Below are 17715 nucleotides of genomic sequence, written 5' to 3'. Positions count from 1 at the left end.
TACGAAAAGGAGCTTAAAGCTCCTTTCTTAATCTTGCTACGGGGATATTCATAGCTTCCCGGTATTTAGCCACCGTACGTCGGGCAATTGTATATCCTTTTTCTTTGAGGATTTCCGTTAGCTTTTCATCGGCAAGTGGCTTCCGTTTATCTTCGTTCGCAATGCATTCTTCCAATATTTTTTTTACTTCTTTGTTAGAAACTTCTTCACCGGAGTCTGTCTGAATAGCTTCTGAAAAGAACGATTTAAGTAAGAATGTTCCGAATTCTGTTTGTACATATTTTGAATTTGCGACACGAGATACTGTCGAGATATCCATTTCAATTCGGTCTGCGATATCCTTAAGAATCATGGGTTTTAACAGTCTTTCGTCGCCTGTTAGAAAATACTCGTATTGATATTCCATGATCGCATTCATCGTTTTTAGTAAGGTTTGTTGACGTTGCTTGATGGCATCAATAAACCATTTAGCCGAATCCAGCTTTTGTTTTACAAACTGCACAGCTTCCTTCATTTTTTTATCGTTTTTCTCTGCTTTCTCGTAGTGCTCAAACATTTCCTGATAGGAGCGAGAAACGCGAAGTTCAGGAGCGTTGCGCCCGTTTAAGGTCAGGTGCAAGGTGCCGTCATTGTTCGTAATATGGAAGTCTGGAATGACATGCAGTTGTTTACCGGCTGCCGCTCCAGAGTCTCCCGGCTTTGGATTTAATTTTAAAATTTCATGGATGATATCTTTGAGCGCGGCAGAGTCAACACCTAACTGCCTTTCTATCTTATCGTAATGTTTTTTCGTAAATTCTTCAAGGAAGCTTTCCACTACCTTAATCGCTTGTGCAATGACGGGATTTGCGGGGTCTTTTTTTCGTAATTGAATCAAGAGACATTCTTGTAAATCACGTGCACCAATTCCGGCGGGTTCAAAATCTTGAATAATCCGAAGCATTGCCTCTACTTCTTGTTCATTTACAATGACATTCTGTGAAAAGGCTAAATCATCAATTAAGGATAAGGTGGGGCGACGTAAATAACCATCGTCATCTAAACTGCCTATAATTTGTTGGCCGATCAAATAATCTTGGTTGGATAACGCTAGCAAATCCAGTTGATTCTGTAGTGTTTCAAAGAAAGAATCTTGTATGGCTATCGGGATTTCTTTGCGATCATCATCATCGTCCCCGCCATAGTTCCCGGAATAATCGCTGTAGTCATCTTCTTGGATATATTCATCAACACTGAATTCCTCTTCGAAGTCGCCTCCCTCTTCGTCATAACTCTCGTCGGGATCTCTATCAGGATATTCTTCCACAGGGTCATTCATATTGGTTAAACTTCCATCCTCTAACGCGGGATTCTCTTCCAACTCTTCCTTTATTCGGGCATCAAGCGATACAGTCGGAACCTGCAACAGCTTGATAAATTGGATCTGTTGAGGTGAAAGTTTTTGCAATAATTTTTGCTGTAGCGTTTGTTTTAACATTTTCTCTGCTTGTTTTCGAACGTAAAAATACTTAAATAAATGATAAAATTAAATCTTCAGCGTTGTCGAGGAACCAAAGTAGGTATAATTTTTGCGTAGGGGACGACCATCGTCATGAAATTTAGCCGAATTCCGTAAATGTTAAAATTCGTTAATTCCAAAACTGTGATGTGGTTTTTTTACCTTCAATGGCTGTTTTTCGGAAAACAATTTTCATCTTTACCGTATGTTTAGAAGGGTTAAAAACAAATTTCTGCGCTACTTTTTAATAGCTATATATAGTATCGTGATCCTGGTTTGTGCTGTGCAGCTTAATTTTCTTTGGTTATTTGGATATTCGCCGACCAAACGGGATATCGTATTACCCACGCTGAATGTTTCCTCGGAATTGTTCACAGCAGATTCCGTACTAATCGGTCGGTATTTTCAGGAGGATAGGGATCCGGTTGCATACGATAGCATTTCTGAAAATATTCTACAGGCATTGGTGGCGACCGAAGACGTGCGTTTTTATAAACACAATGGAGTGGATTTTTTCGGTCTGTTTTCGGGGATCGTATCCACACTTAGAGGCGACAAAAGAGGAGCTAGTACCATTACCCAGCAATTGGCAAAGAATTTATATCGGACACGTTATGCCCAGTCGCAGGGGCTGCTTGGTAAAGTGCCGGTTGTTCGGATGGGCGTCACGAAATTTAAGGAGTGGATGACAGCTTATAAATTGGAGAGCCGGTATGAGAAAAAGCAGATCATCACGATGTACCTGAATACGGTTTCGTTTAGCAACAATGCATATGGGATAAAATCCGCAGCAGTTCGATATTTTAATAAACATCCGAAAGAATTAACGATAGCAGAAGCAGCCGTTTTAATCGGGATGCTCAAAGGGACGACGTTATATAATCCGACACGTAATCCGCAGAAATCGTTAGAACGTAGGAATGTGGTATTAGGACAGATGCAAAAGGAAGGGTATATTACTGCGCAAGCGTATGCCTCTTTATCAAAGACACCGCTCGGATTGAATCTCAATAGCCAGGAAGCAAGAAGCTCAAATGATTCCTATTTGCGTACCGCCGTCGAAAAGTGGTTAGAGCAATGGAGCGAGGAAAATGATATCGATATTTATACCGCAGGACTCAAAATTTATACGACGATTGATTCACGTATGCAAAAAATTGCAGAAGAAGCCGTTGCCCAACAAATGAAAGAGTTGCAAAGACGGCTAGATAACACGTGGCGAAATGAACTTCCGTGGCGCGATAAAAGTGGTTCGGTAATAGCAGGTTTTCTTGAAGATAAAGCTCGTAAGTTAGATGTCTATAAGAAGCTTATGGATACCTATAAGGACGAAAAAAAAGTATTCGAGCTTCTCCATGAACCCAAGAAAATGCGCGTGTTTACATGGGAGGGTGGTGAAGAAGAAGTCGAGATGTCGAGTATGGATTCGTTGAAACATTATTTGTCTATGTTGAATACAGGGATGATGGCTATGGATCCGTACAATGGAGAGATCAAGGTATGGGTTGGCGGAATCAACCATCAATATTATAAATTTGACCATGTTAATCAAGCGAAACGCCAAGCAGGATCAACCTTTAAGCCTTTCGTTTACCTGACCGCATTAGAAAATGGAATGGCTCCCTGCGATACGTATGAAGATAAACCCGTGCGTCTAGACTTCATCAACCAGAAGGGAGAAAAAGAGGTGTGGGAACCGAAGAATGCGGATTGGAGTTTTTCCTACCGTAACATGTCGCTTCGATGGGCAATGGCTCGTTCTTTAAATACGATAACGGCGCAAATTACGCGTGATGTGGGTTGGGATAAAATTGTGGAGACCGCGCATCGGGTGGGGATAAATAGCCATCTGGAGTCAGTTCCTTCCGTTGGTCTGGGATCAAACGACGTATCGGTGTTTGAAATGGTTAACGCCTATGCAACGTTTATGAATGAAGGGAAACGGCTTGAGCCGGTCCTGGTTTCTAAAATTTACGATAGTGATGGGAAACTGATCGCTTCGTTCGAGACAAAACAGAAGCAGGTGATAGATCCCGAAAATGCCTGGCTTATGACCTATATGTTGCGTGGTACGATGGAAGAGCCCGGTGGTACATCTCAGGCGCTGTGGGAATGGGATCTGTTCGAAAATGATAATCAAATTGGAGGGAAGACGGGAACCTCTTCAGACTATGTAGATGGTTGGTATATGGGAGTGACGAAAGATTTGGTGGCGGGCGTTTGGGTAGGATGTGATGAACAGAGTATACATTTCAAAAATTCGCATACAGGAGAGGGGTCTAAGACAGCATTACCGATCTACGCTTTGTTTATGGAGGAACTGTATAAACACCCAGAACTGGGTGTGACACTGGGTAAGTTTCCAGAGGCGAAAGTTGAAATTAAAAAGAAATATAACTGTCCGAGTCCGAGAATTCGAATAACGGCACCTGCCGATAGCACAGATTCCTTGAACACCGAAGGGATTGATGATTTTTTGGAAGGAACAACGACCGAAGTAACGGGCGGCGGGCAGGAAGTCTTGCAATAAAAGGATTTTTGTATTTTAGTTGTAACTAATCTTTATTATGAACGTACATTATAAATCTAGCTGGTTTAAGCCTGTCCTGTGGGCGGCGGCTTTCTTGTTTCTGTTTGTAGTGCCCCAGATGACTTCCGCACAGTATTTTGGGCAAAATAAAATGCGCTACAAGAAACTGAATTTTACCGTTAAAGAAACGCCACATTTCGAGATGTATAGCTATTTGCAAAATGATAGCGTAGTTACTTGGTTGGCCAAGGAGGCAGAGGTATGGTACGGGATGCATCAGCAAGTGTTTCAAGATACGTTTTTACGTAAAAATCCGGTGATTGTGTATAACAACCATCCTGAATTTCAACAAACAACGGCGATTTCCGGGGAGATATCCGTGGGTACAGGTGGTGTCACGGAGGCATTTAAACAACGCGTGGTCATGCCGGTGATGCAGATCAATCAACAGACGCGTCATGTACTTGGGCATGAGATGGTGCATGCGTTTCAGTATCGGGTGTTAATGGAAGGAAAAGACACGACGCGCTTGGAAAGTGTCGGAAACATTCCTTTATGGATGGTCGAAGGTATGGCGGAATATCTGTCTATCGGTAAAAAGGACGCATTTACAGCGATGTGGATGCGTGATGCCTACGCAAGGCAAGATATTCCTTCGCTGAAACAGATGACAGAACAGTCGTATAATTACTTTCCTTATCGCTATGGGCAGGCGTTTTGGGCTTATATTGGGGCGACTTATGGGGATACCGTAATTATGCCCTTGTTTATAGAAACGGCGAAATATGGCTATGAATTTGCTATGAAGCGCGTGTTTGGCTACGATGCACAGACAATGTCCACCTTGTGGAGGAATAGCATGGAAGCCAATTTTAAGGCATTAAACAAGGATACGGTATCTCGGCCTATTGGAAGACCATTAGTTACCTCGGCGAACGGAGGACGTATGAATGTGGCTCCTGCTATTTCTCCAGACGGACGCTACGTCGCTTTTATGTCTGAGAAGGATTTATTTGGTATCGATCTTTTTTTGGCTGATGGGGAAACGGGGCGGATTATCAGAAAGCTGGGTAGCCGGATGACGAACAAAGATATTGACGAGTTTAGCTACTTAGAGTCGGCCGGCGACTTCTCCCCAGACAGTAAGCGTTTCGCTTTCAGTGTGTTTAGTGAGGGAAAAAACAAATTAATGACCATTGATGTTCAGTCGGGTAAGGTGTTGTCGGTTGAGGCGATGGGAAATATTGTGGAGTTTACGAACATCACCTTTGCGCCCGACGGTGAACGTGTCGCTTTTTCCGGTCTAAAAGAAGGTCAAAGCGATATTTATGTTTACAATCTAAAGACGAAGGAGCTGGAACAGTTGACGAATGATAAATATTCTGATTTTCAGCCGAGTTTTTCTGCAGACGGAAGGCTCATCGTCTTTAGCACGGATCGGGTTGCTTATGAAGCAGACAGTCGTGCGGTCGACATTCCTATGGGACTAGCTGTTTTAGATGTTGCAAACCGAAATATACAACCTCTTCACGTATTTCCAGGTGCAAACAACCTTAACCCGCATTTTTCCGGCGACGGCGCGTTTATTTATTTCCTATCGAACGGTGATGGATACCGAAATATGTTCCGTTATTCGATGAAAACTCTTGCTGTAGAAAAACTTACGGACTATTTTACGGGGATAAGTGGAATCACGGAATACTCGCCAGCGATGAGTATTTCGAGCCATGATGATATCGTGTATTCTTACTTTAAAGGCAACCAATATAATATTTATAAGGCAAAGGCATCAGACTTTGAACCCCATATCATTGATGCTAGTCAAGCCGATTTCACAGCAGCGATGTTGCCGCCGAATGTGAGCAGAGGGGTGAATGTAGTAAATACCAATTTGCAAAATTTCAATGCGTACCGGCGTATCGGCGATGGGCAGATTAACCCGGTGCCGTATCGTTCTAAATTTAAGTTAGATTACCTGGCTAATTCAGGTGTTGGAATGACCGTGGGATCACGGTATGGAGCCGGTATGGCTGGAGGTATATTCGGTATTTTCTCGGATATCCTTGGTTATAACCAGATCTATACGAGTCTGAATATTAATGGCGAGATCTATGACTTTGGAGGGCAAGTGGCTTACGTAAACCAAAAAAGTAGATGGAATTGGGGAGGATCGATTTCCCATATCCCATATCGGTATGGATTCAGTCAATATGCGGTAGAGGATTTGGGCAACGGAGATGAGGTTGTTATTAACGACTATTTAATCCGGCAATTTGAAACCCAACTGGATGCGTTTGTTGCGTATCCATTTAACCGTTACCACCGATTTGAGATCGGTGGTGCAGTTGCGCGATACGGTTATCGGGCGGAGAAATGGACGAGAAGTTATTGGGGATATGGCGACCGTAAGAAGCTGTCTAACGAAGAGGCTCGAAATCTAGGCTTTGGAAGCTTAGATCCGTTGACGGTTGAGCAGGTTAGTGCTTCCTTTGTTGGTGATAAGTCTGTATTTGGAATGGCAGCACCATTGGATGGTTTTCGCTATCGCGTTGGAGCCGGGCAATACGTGGGAGATCTTAATTTTACAACATATACGGTTGATTTAAGAAAGTATGTCCGTCTTAAACCTGTTACCGTTGCAGGACGTGTTTACTCTTATATTCGTTCTGGTAATGATGAGGATAAGCTGCGTGGAAATTACATTGGTTATCCATTTTTCGTGCGAGGCTTTGATGACCTCAACCCAGAGAAAGTGGGCGATCTAACATTTAATGACCTCATGGGATCGCGGGTGCTCGTTGGAAATTTTGAGTTACGCTTACCGTTTACAGGACCCGAAAAATTGGCGGCGGTGAAATCCAATTTTCTATTTTCTGACCTGAATATATTTTTCGACGGAGGATTAGCCTGGAGTCGCGGGAATAAAATTGTGAGTAGCATAGATAAAAAACCAATTGTAGAACAAACGGATGCCAATGGGCAACCCATCCGTGATGAACTGGGGAATATTATTACAGGGTATGACGAAAATTATAGAGTACCTGTTTTCAGTGCTGGTGTGTCCTTGCGGATTAATTTGTTCGGCGCAATGATTCTGGAACCCTATTATGCTGTACCTTTCGTAAAATCCCGTACAAAATTTGGAACGTTCGGATTAAACTTTATGCCTGGGTGGTAAGTCCAACACATGGATAGTGCGTAAGAGGAGTGTAGAGGATAAGGTTGTTAAGGTCGTTGTTTATGTTTAGGCATAAACAACGACTTTTTTGTTTGGTGCAAACGTGGTGGTTGGGTGAAGATTCAACCAATTGGGATTTTTCATACGAATAATGCGCTCGCGCTGCATCCGCGTATAATGCTGCAATTGTTGCTGCCGAAGTATTGCCATTTCTTTAGACTCAAATTCTTCGAGAAGCACCACGTTATTCAATTTTGGCGTACTGCTGAATAGGATACTGGAGGAGTCGCGAATTTCTTGTAATCGCGTGTGCATATCTGCACAATATCCTACTTCTAAATAGGCTCGGTTGCTATCTGTAATGATATAGACTACGTGTCGTTCCATCGCTTAATTTTTTACTATTTACTAATAGATTTGGTTATGCAAATCTTAATTACTAATTTTATTGGCACAATATTACTAATAAAATTAGTATTTAAAAATTTTTTATAAAAATTTATGTCAAACATTGCATCGAATCTCAAATTCTTGAGGAAGAAAAAAGGTCTTACACAGCAGCAATTTGCCGACGCGCTGTCTATAAAACGAGCTTCAGTAGGGGCGTACGAGGAAGATAGGGCAGAACCTAAATATGAGTTGCTAAAAAAGATAGCCGAATTTTATGAGCTTACCATGGATGAGCTAACACATGAAGTGATCGATGACAAGTGGCGACCTACGCCGAAGAGTAATGCGTCTAATTTACGGGTGTTGAGTGTGACCGTCGACTCTGACAATCGGGAGAACATTGAACTTGTGCCCGTAAAGGCTAGTGCAGGTTATCTAAATGGGTATGGCGATCCAGAGTATGTGGCTGAGTTGCCTAAATTTTCGTTGCCGATGTTTACACAAGGGACCTATCGGGCTTTTGAGATAAAAGGAGATTCGATGCTGCCTTTACCATCAGGAAGTATTATCGTTGGGGAGTACGTGGAAGACTGGCATGATATAAAACCGAATCAGACCTACGTGATCGTGTCTAGAGAAGATGGTGTTGTGTATAAACGGGTTGCTTTCAAATTCAAGGAAGACAAGGGGTTGAAATTGGTTTCTGATAACAAGACCTACGAACCGTATTGGGTGGAAGCTTCGGATATTATTGAGGTGTGGCGCGCAAAGGCTTTTATCAGTACGGTTATACCGGAGCCTAGTCCAGAACCAACGATGGAAACATTAACAAATATGATGGCGCAAATGCAGAAAACGATTAATGCGGTTGTTGATAATAAATAAAAGCTTTTTTGTTTCTTTAAAAGAATATATGTACCTTTGTACTATCTGAAGAAGAGGGGGCATAGTATGCCCCCTTTTTTTAATTCGCTTATTAAACTATATGCAAATAGAAGAAAGAGTTTGGGAATTAGTGCAGGAAAAAATAGAGGGTCGCGATGACCTGTTTATTGTGCGCATAAAAATGCATAACAATGGTGTGCTGGAAATTCTCGTAGACGGAGATAATGGGATCGCTATCGAAGATTGTGCACAGATTAGCCGTCATGTCGGATTTCATTTGGAAGAGGAAAACGTCATAGACAGGGCTTATCGTCTTGAAGTGTCTTCGCCAGGAATTGATACGCCCTTGCTTCTTCATCGTCAATATGAAAAAAATATTGGACGAGAAATTCGAGTGAAGGATAATGAAGGCGGAAAAAGAGAAGGTAGGCTGATTGCCGTTGACCAGGCGAACATCGTTCTGGAAGAAAAAGTAAAGGAAAAAGGGAAAAAGGCGACTGTACAAACGGTTACCATCCCGTTGGAAACTATTAAAGAAACAAAGGTGTTAATTTCATTTAAATAAAAATGAGCAGCAATATCAATTTGATCGACTCTTTTCAAGAGTTTAAGGATTTTAAAAATATCGATCGTCCCACGGTAATTACCGTTTTAGAAGAAGTTTTCCGGAGCATGATACGAAAACGTTTCGGCACGGACGAGAATGTTGACGTTATCGTTAACCCGGACAACGGAGATTTAGAAATTTGGAGAACACGTGTCGTTATGGAGGATGGTTTTTCTGAAGATGACGATCTTGAAATCGAGCTTGCCGAGGTACATCAATATGACCCGGATTTAGAGGTGGGTGATGATTACATCGAGCAGATCACGTTAGAGAGTTTTGGTCGTCGTGCTATCTTAGCCGCACGTCAAACATTGGTGTCCAAAATTTTGGAGTTAGAGAAAGACGAAGTCTTTAAGAAATACAAAGACCGGGAAGGGGAATTGGTAATCGGAGAAGTTTATCAAATCTGGAAGAAAGAAATTCTGGTGTTAGACGAAGATGGAAATGAGCTCATCCTACCAAAAACGGAACAGATACCAGCAGATTACTTTAAAAAAGGGGATAGCATTCGCGCAGTTGTGTTTAAAGTGGATATGATGAACAATAATCCAAAGATCATTATATCGCGAACAGCTCCGGAGTTTCTGCAACGTTTATTTGAACTCGAGGTACCCGAAATCTTTGATGGTTTAATTACGATCCGCAAGATCGTTCGGGAACCCGGCGAACGCGCTAAGGTGGCTGTGGAATCGTATGATGACCGTATTGATCCAGTCGGAGCTTGTGTGGGGATGAAAGGATCGAGAATTCACGGTATCGTTCGTGAATTACGCAATGAAAATATAGACGTCATCAACTTTACGTTGAACCATTCGCTTTATATCACACGTGCTTTAAGTCCGGCGCGGATTTCGTCCATTAAGATCGATGAAGATAACAAGACGGCCGCCGTTTATCTAAAACCGGATCAGGTATCGTTAGCTATCGGTCGTGGTGGCCATAATATTAAATTGGCTGGAAAACTGACCGGCTATGAAATTGATGTATATCGCGAGAACGACGAAGTTGATGAGGATGTGGATATCGAAGAATTTGCAGATGAAATTGATAGCTGGATTATCGACGAGCTGAAACGCGTTGGTTTGGACACGGCGAAATCGGTGCTTGCACTGAGCGAAGAGGAGCTGGTTCGACGGACGGATTTAGAAGAAGATACGGTACACGAAATTGTACGTATTCTACAAGCCGAGTTTGAATAGAATTTTCCGGCTCCAAGCACTGAAAAAACAATTGTTCTTAAATTGTTTTTTCAGTGTAAAAAAACATATTTTTGTAGTACTTATATATTAGAAGGTAAATAAATAGATGATAGAAGGAAAAAGCATAAACTTGCTAAAGGCAGCAAAAGAACTTAACATTGGGATAGGTACAGCTGTTGACTTCTTGGTGAAAAAAGGTTTCGATGTTGATTCGAAGCCAAACACTAAGCTGTCACCGGATATGTATGCTGTTCTATTAAAAGAATTTCAAGGAGACAAAATCGTAAAAGACGAAGCGAAACAAATTGTTATCGGAAAAATTCGTCGTGAAGAGTCGGCTGCTGGAACAGGTGGAGCAAATCCTGCTGAGTCTAAAGAAGACGTTCAAGAAGACATCGCAGATTCCAAGGAGATCTTGATAAAGAATGCCGCTGTGGAAGCCCCTGCAGTACCTGAAGATCGTAAGGAGGTTGAGGAACCTCAAAAGGAAGAGACTGGACATCTAAAGGTAGTTGGTAAAATTGATTTAGACAGCTTGAACCGTGGTCGTGCGAAGAAAACGGAATCAACGGTGGAAGAGAAACCTTCGGAAAAAGCGGTAGAGGCTGAAGTGCCAAAAGTAGACGTGAAACCGGTTCAAGAACAGGTTGAAAAGGAAGAGGTGAAACCTGTTGCGGAAACGCCTGTCACGGAAATCACCAAAAAGGTTGCAGAAGAGAAAGAGGTGAAATTGGAAGCACTGCCGCCTCAGGAGGAACCCAAAGAAGAAACAAAACCCGAGCCTAAGGCCGACATGAATAAAGAAATAACAGATGTTAAACCTCCTGTGAAAGGAGAAGGCCAACCTGCGACAGCAGATGAACCGCAAAATGAGGTGATACGTGCGCGTTCCGAGACATTAGCTGGACCAAAAGTTGTTGGGAAAATTCAGCTACCCGTGGAGCGTAAGCCCGTGGCTTCTTCTTCGAATGCGTCTAATAACGACAACAAACGAAAAAGGAAGCGTTCAAATAAGAATCCGAATGCCCCGATAAATCCAAATGCGACGGACGGCGGTCAACGGAACACAGGTGATCATCATGGAACTAATCGGGGAACTGGCGGTGGCTTCAATAAAGGTGGCCATAACAATGCAAATAACCGGCAAGGGGGGCAAGGCAACCAGCCGCACGACCGTAATGCCAAAGGACGTCATGACCACAGAAATAAAGGACGTCATCAAGAGGCTCCGAAAGAGGAACCTTCAGAAAAAGAAATCCAAGACCAAATCAAGGCGACACTTGCCCGTTTAAGTGGTGCTGGTAAGTCGGGTAAATTTGCACAGCGTGCCAAATTACGTCGGCAAAAGCGTGATGATATAGCCCTTTCGGCAGAGGAAGCGGCAATGGAAGAAGCAGCACAGTCGAAAATTTTACGTGTAACGGAATTTGTTACGGCGAACGAGCTGGCAAATTTAATGGATGTACAAGTGACGCAGGTTATTTCTACCTGTATGAGCTTAGGTATGTTTGTGTCTATCAACCAACGGTTGGATGCGGAGACCCTGGCTATTGTCGCGGATGAATTTGGTTACCAAGTGGAATTCATCAAACCAGAAGATGAAGAGGTCACAGAGTTGGAAGAACCGGATAACGAAGCTAATTTAGTATCCCGTGCACCGATTGTGACGGTGATGGGACACGTTGACCATGGTAAGACTTCGTTATTGGATTATATCCGAAAAGCGAATGTTACCAAAGGAGAGGCCGGAGGTATTACGCAACACATTGGTGCCTATGCCGTTAAGCTGGAAGACGGACGGAAGATTACCTTTCTGGATACACCAGGACACGAAGCCTTTACGGCCATGCGTGCGCGTGGGGCAAAAGTAACAGATATCGTCATTATCGTTATTGCCGCGGACGACGCAGTCATGCCGCAAACACGAGAGGCTATCAATCACGCACAAGCGGCGGGTTCACCGATTGTGTTTGCCTTTACGAAAGTAGACAAACCGGGGGCAAATGCTGATCGTATACGTGAGCAGCTTTCTGCGATGAATATCCTTGTTGAAGATTGGGGTGGTAAATATCAAGCGCAAGAGATTTCGGCTAAAACGGGAGAAAATGTTGAACTACTTTTAGAAAAAGTATTATTAGAGGCGGAATTGTTAGAATTAAAAGCCGATCCGAAAAAACGTGCGGTGGGTTCAGTGATAGAGGCCGCTTTGGATAAAGGACGCGGTATTGTTACAACGGTTCTTGTACAAGGAGGTACACTTCGCATAGGGGATGCAATCTTAGCTGGATCTCATTCCGGTAAGGTGAAAGCCTTGACGAACGAACGTGGCGAACGCGTGAAAGAAGCGGGTCCATCCATTCCTGTACAGATTCTGGGTATGTCTGGAGCACCAACAGCTGGTGATAAGTTGTACGTATTGGAGAGCGAATCGGAAGCTCGTCAGGTGGCGAACAAACGTTTACAATTGCAACGTGAACAAGGCATGCGTGCGACGAAACATATTACCTTGGATGAGATTGGACGTCGTTTGGCCATCGGTAACTTTAAAGAGTTGAATGTCATTGTAAAAGGTGATGTGGATGGATCTATCGAAGCGCTTTCTGACTCCTTGTTAAAGTTGTCAACAGACGAAATTCAAGTAAATATTATCCATAAGTCGGTAGGTGCTATATCCGAATCGGACGTTTTATTGGCCTCTGCATCGGATGCAATTATTATCGGCTTCCAAGTACGTCCAACGCAGGGTGCTCGTAAGCTGGCGGAACAGGAACAAATTGACATCCGTTTGTATTCGATCATTTACGACGCAATTGAAGAGTTGAAAGCGGCTATGGAAGGTATGTTAGCGCCTAAATTCGAAGAAAAAATCGTCGCTGAGGTCGAAATTCGTGAAACCTTTAAGATCTCTAAGGTAGGAACGATTGCCGGCTGTATGGTATTGGATGGAAAGATTAATCGAAACAACGATATTCGGATTATCCGCGAAGGGGTCGTTATTCATACTGGAAAATTAGCCTCACTGAAACGTTTCAAAGACGATGTGAAAGAAGTCGCTCAAGGCTATGAATGTGGTTTGAACATCGATCGTTTTAATGATATTCAGGTCGGTGATATTGTAGAAGCTTACGAACAGGTAGAAGTAAAACGTAAGCTTTAATGCAGGCGGCGTTCAAATATTAATTTAGAATCCTGACAGTCTTCCTGTCAGGATTTTTTATATCCTATTGAGGCTATCTATTTGACTATTGCTTATAATTGAAGTAATTTAGAGCATGTACAAATTTGAAATATCCAGTATTACTCGTCAGCCAAATGAGAATGTGACCATTACTTTTAAGGATCTTTCCGGTAATTACCCCGTACCCAAATCTGGACAGTTTCTAACCTTGTCCTTTGAATTTGGAGAAAGAGAGGTTCGACGTTCCTATTCGTTCAGTAGTTCACCTTATGTAAACGAACCGTTAGCCATAACCGTCAAACGAGTCGATAATGGAGAAATCTCGCGACTATTACATCATCGTACGAAAGTGGGCGATGTGGTTAATGTGATGGAACCACAAGGTATTTTCTTCTATGAACCGGTACGAGATGCGAACCGCACGCTATTTTTGTTTGCTGCAGGCGTGGGCGTGATACCACTTTATTCCATCTTAAAAACGGCGTTGGTCGCCGAGACGATGACAAAAGTGGTATTGGTTTATAGCAATGGATCACCTGAACGTACCGTATTTTATGAGGAACTGTTATCTTGGCAGAGGTTATATCCCGACCGTCTAGCAGTCGTTTGGATATTTTCGAATGCAAAGAACTTACTAAATGCACGACTGAATAGGGATTATTTGATTCGTATCGTGAAAGAGCATATGCCCGCTGACGGTCAGGCGCTGTTTTTTACCTGCGGTCCGGTGTTTTACATGGACTTGGTTCGATTCACGCTGTTAGGGATGGGGATCTCTGATTCCGATATCCGGAAAGAAACGTTCCATTTTCCGGAAGAAGAAGAGGACGAAGATGAACGGGAAGAAGAACCCGTTGATCAGACAGCGTATACGATGACACTTCGATTTCAGGGTATGGACTATCCATTGGTAATTCCTTACAACAAAACAGTGTTAGATGTTGGTTTACAACACAAAATAAAGCTACCTTACTCCTGTAAGTCTGGTATGTGCAGTACATGTATATCGCAGTGTATAACAGGTGCCGTGCGTATGGATTATAATGAGGTGTTGACAGATAGAGAGGTGGAAAACGGAAGGTGTTTGATTTGTGTTTCGCATCCCTTGGAAAACGGAACAGTTATCGAAGTATTGTAGATTTATAATGAGAGCATTACTGATTGGCGCCACAGGCGCCACAGGCACAGAACTGGTCAACGTGCTGATCCAAGACGAGCAATTTACGGAAATCGTTGTTTTCGTTAGAAGGCCGTATTTTAAGGCGCATGCGAAACTTACGGAAATTGTTGTCGAGTTTGAGAAATTAGAAGAGCATGTTTCGAAAATGTTTGGAGACGTATCTTTCTCGTGTTTAGGAACTACGTTGCACGATGCTGGTAGTAAAGATAAACAATGGCGGGTAGATCACGATTATCAGCTTCGGTTTGCAGAGCTCTGTCGCGCACAACAGGTTCCGTCGTTTGTGTTGTTGTCTGCGCTGGGAGCTAACAAAAATTCCATATTCTTTTATAACCGGATGAAAGGGACGCTGGAAGAAGACGTGAAACAATTAGGATTTCCTTCATTAACAATCGTTCAGCCGGGGCTGTTGCTCCGCCCGAACTCTAGACGTGTAATGGAGCTCGTTGCTGGCAAACTAATCGTGTTTTTAAATAAAATCGGACTCTCACGCAGTTATAAGGCGACCACCACGGAGATGCTTGCCCGTGCTATGGTTGCGGCTTACCGTAGAACGACATCGGGTGTAAGCAGGTATAGTCCGTCCGACTACTTTCAATTTGACGAGATCTAGCGTTGTGTTGCATAGACACCGCCAAATAATTCGTTATCGCCCAGGTTGCGATCGGACCTGCCATAATTCACACAACTGTGCCGATTTTACGTACAAATGCGTATCTTTAGGCGAATTTTAAAATAGACGGTGAATTTTTAAATAGTTTATAAATTGTTCACAAAAAATTACTAATATTTCAATAGAAAATTATGTCATCTAAAATTATTTACACAAAGACAGATGAGGCTCCACTGTTGGCTACTTATTCGTTTTTACCTATTGTTCAAGCTTTTGCAAAAACTGCTAATATTGAAGTTGAATTAAGAGATATCTCATTGGCTGGAAGAATTTTGGCGAACTTTTCTGATTATCTGACAACGGAACAAAAAACTTCAGACGCTTTGGCTGAATTGGGGCAGTTGGCGACACAACCGGATGCCAATATGATCAAATTGCCTAATATTTCGGCGTCTATTCCTCAGCTAAAAGGAGCAATTGCTGAACTGCAAAAGGCTGGATATGCCGTCCCTAATTATCCGGATACACCGTCAACATCGGAAGAGGAGAAGATTAAAGCGACGTATGCGAAGGTTTTAGGCTCTGCAGTGAATCCCGTTTTACGTGAAGGAAATTCTGATCGCCGCGCACCAAAAGCGGTGAAGAATTATGCGAAGGCTAACCCACATAGTATGGGGGCTTGGGATGCAGCAAGTAAAACGAAGGTGGCTTCTATGGAAGACGGTGACTTTTATGCGACGGAAAAATCGGTAACTGTTGAAAAGGATACCCAGTTCAAGATTGAATTCGTGGGAATTGATGGAGAAGTAAAGGAACTAAAAGGTCTGGCTAACCTAAAGGCTGGCGAGGTAATCGACACCTCTGTCTTGAGTCTAGGTAAATTGAAAGCGTTTGTAGCCAAAACAATCGAAGAGGCGAAAAGTGCAGGCGTATTGCTTTCCGCACATTTGAAAGCGACCATGATGAAAGTGTCGGATCCCATTATATTCGGGGCGATTGTGGAAGTATATTTCAACGATGTATTTGCAAAATACGGTGAACTGTTTGCTTCACTTGGAATTAACAAGAATAATGGTCTAGGTGAAGTATATGCAAAAATTGCTGGACATCCTCAGGAGACTGAAGTGAAATTGGCAATTGAAGCGGCGATAGCCAATGGTCCTGATTTAGCCATGGTAAATTCGGATAAAGGAATCACGAACTTGCATGTACCATCGGATGTAATCGTAGATGCGTCTATGCCTGCTATGATTCGAACCTCTGGACAGATGTGGAACAAACAAGGCAAACAACAAGATACATTTGCCCTTATACCCGATCGTTCATATGCGGGCGTTTATGCCGCAGTCATTGCCGATTGTAAAACCAATGGCGCATACGATCCAAAAACAATGGGATCTGTTCCGAATGTGGGATTGATGGCGCAAAAAGCGGAGGAATATGGATCTCATGATAAAACGTTCCAAGCAGCAAGCGGCGGAACGATCCGTGTTGTTGATGGAAGCGGATATGTGTTTATGGAGCAGGTTGTCGAAGAAGGCGATATTTTCCGTATGTGCCAAACTAAGGATGCACCTATTCAAGACTGGGTGAAATTAGCTGTTAATCGCGCGCGTCTATCGAATACACCTGCTGTATTTTGGCTGGATGAAAACCGCGCACATGATAGAGAGATCATCAAAAAGGTAAATGCATACCTGCCAAACTTTGATACGAGCGATCTCGATATTCGTATTTTATCGCCTATCGAAGCGACCAAATTTTCGGTCGAACGTATTCGCAAGGGCGAGGATACGATTTCAGTAACGGGAAATGTTCTTCGTGATTATTTAACGGACTTGTTTCCGATATTAGAAGTAGGCACATCGGCCAAGATGCTTTCTATCGTCCCATTGATGAACGGTGGAGGTTTGTTTGAAACCGGGGCTGGCGGATCGGCACCTAAACACGTAGAACAATTTTTAGAAGAAGGTTACTTACGTTGGGATTCCTTGGGCGAGTTTTTAGCGCTGGGAGCGTCATTCGAACATTTATCTCAAACGCAGAATAACGCAAAAGCTCAGGTCCTGGCAGACGCTTTGGATGTGGCAACGGAGAAGTTCCTAGCGAATGACAAATCACCAGCCCGTAAAGTTGGACAAATCGATAACCGAGGTTCTCATTTCTATTTAACATTATATTGGGCGGAGGCCTTGGCTGTCCAAACCGCGGATACCGAACTTGCGGCAAGGTTTGCCCCATTGGCACAACAGCTAGCAAGTCGCGAACAGACGATTAATGAAGAGCTGATCGGTGCACAGGGCAAACCGCAAGACGTAGGAGGTTATTATTTTCCGAATGATGCGTTGGCGGAAAAAGCCATGCGGCCGTCTGCTACATTAAATCAAGCGATTGCTTCTTTGTAAGCGATACGTCATGCTACTCCCTGTTGTGTATGGAGGTGGCTTGGTTAATTTA

The 17715-nt window shown here is 43.0% G+C and carries 11 protein-coding genes; 9 read left to right on the top strand and 2 right to left on the bottom strand.

Annotated features, from left to right (window positions below):
• Positions 1-13: 13 nt before the first annotated feature.
• A complete protein-coding gene (rpoN, locus tag ACFSR5_RS05350; protein ID WP_380901473.1) occupies positions 14-1477 on the bottom strand; it encodes an RNA polymerase factor sigma-54 in 1464 nt (487 codons plus the stop codon).
• A 226-nt stretch (positions 1478-1703) separates the two neighbouring features.
• On the opposite strand from rpoN, the gene ACFSR5_RS05345 reads away from it, so the two are divergent.
• On the top strand, positions 1704-4028 hold the full coding sequence (locus ACFSR5_RS05345; RefSeq protein WP_380901471.1) for a penicillin-binding protein 1A: 2325 nt from the start codon (positions 1704-1706) through the stop codon (positions 4026-4028).
• Between the two features lie 37 nt (positions 4029-4065).
• The gene (locus ACFSR5_RS05340) at positions 4066-7206 is read left to right on the top strand and encodes a basic secretory protein-like protein (protein ID WP_380901469.1); all 3141 of its coding nucleotides are present in this window, start codon (positions 4066-4068) and stop codon (positions 7204-7206) included.
• Positions 7207-7272: 66 nt separating this feature from the next.
• Here the strand turns inward: ACFSR5_RS05340 and ACFSR5_RS05335 are convergent, their stop codons facing one another.
• Positions 7273-7593: a GIY-YIG nuclease family protein gene (locus tag ACFSR5_RS05335; RefSeq protein WP_380901467.1), complete on the bottom strand. Its 321-nt coding sequence runs from the start codon at positions 7591-7593 to the stop codon at positions 7273-7275.
• A gap of 114 nt (positions 7594-7707) precedes the next feature.
• Here ACFSR5_RS05335 and ACFSR5_RS05330 point away from each other — a divergent pair, with 114 nt between their 5' ends.
• The 7 genes from ACFSR5_RS05330 to ACFSR5_RS05300 all read left to right on the top strand — a co-directional run bounded on the left by ACFSR5_RS05330 (position 7708) and on the right by ACFSR5_RS05300 (position 17663).
• On the top strand, positions 7708-8481 hold the full coding sequence (locus tag ACFSR5_RS05330) for an XRE family transcriptional regulator (RefSeq protein ID WP_380901465.1): 774 nt from the start codon (positions 7708-7710) through the stop codon (positions 8479-8481).
• 100 nt (positions 8482-8581) lie between these two features.
• Positions 8582-9046: a ribosome assembly cofactor RimP gene (gene rimP / locus ACFSR5_RS05325; protein ID WP_380901463.1), complete on the top strand. Its 465-nt coding sequence runs from the start codon at positions 8582-8584 to the stop codon at positions 9044-9046.
• A gap of 2 nt (positions 9047-9048) precedes the next feature.
• Positions 9049-10287, top strand: coding sequence for a transcription termination factor NusA (gene nusA / locus ACFSR5_RS05320; RefSeq protein WP_380901461.1), 1239 nt, complete (start codon positions 9049-9051; stop codon positions 10285-10287).
• Positions 10288-10393: 106 nt separating this feature from the next.
• Positions 10394-13444: a translation initiation factor IF-2 gene (gene infB / locus ACFSR5_RS05315; protein ID WP_380901459.1), complete on the top strand. Its 3051-nt coding sequence runs from the start codon at positions 10394-10396 to the stop codon at positions 13442-13444.
• Between the two features lie 115 nt (positions 13445-13559).
• Positions 13560-14603 carry a 2Fe-2S iron-sulfur cluster-binding protein gene (locus tag ACFSR5_RS05310; RefSeq protein WP_380901457.1) on the top strand — a complete coding sequence of 348 codons (1044 nt, stop codon included), beginning with the start codon at positions 13560-13562 and terminating at the stop codon, positions 14601-14603.
• A gap of 7 nt (positions 14604-14610) precedes the next feature.
• Positions 14611-15258 carry an NAD(P)H-binding protein gene (locus ACFSR5_RS05305; protein ID WP_380901455.1) on the top strand — a complete coding sequence of 216 codons (648 nt, stop codon included), beginning with the start codon at positions 14611-14613 and terminating at the stop codon, positions 15256-15258.
• Between the two features lie 191 nt (positions 15259-15449).
• Entirely contained in the window at positions 15450-17663 is a 2214-nt protein-coding gene (locus ACFSR5_RS05300; protein ID WP_380901453.1) for an NADP-dependent isocitrate dehydrogenase, read from the top strand.
• The last annotated feature ends 52 nt before the right edge of the window (positions 17664-17715 follow it).

The sequence above is a fragment of the Sphingobacterium suaedae genome (assembly GCF_042684625.1).
In the GTDB taxonomy this organism is placed as follows: Bacteria; Bacteroidota; Bacteroidia; order Sphingobacteriales; family Sphingobacteriaceae; genus Sphingobacterium; species Sphingobacterium suaedae.
This window is presented reverse-complemented; position numbering and strand designations above follow the sequence as displayed.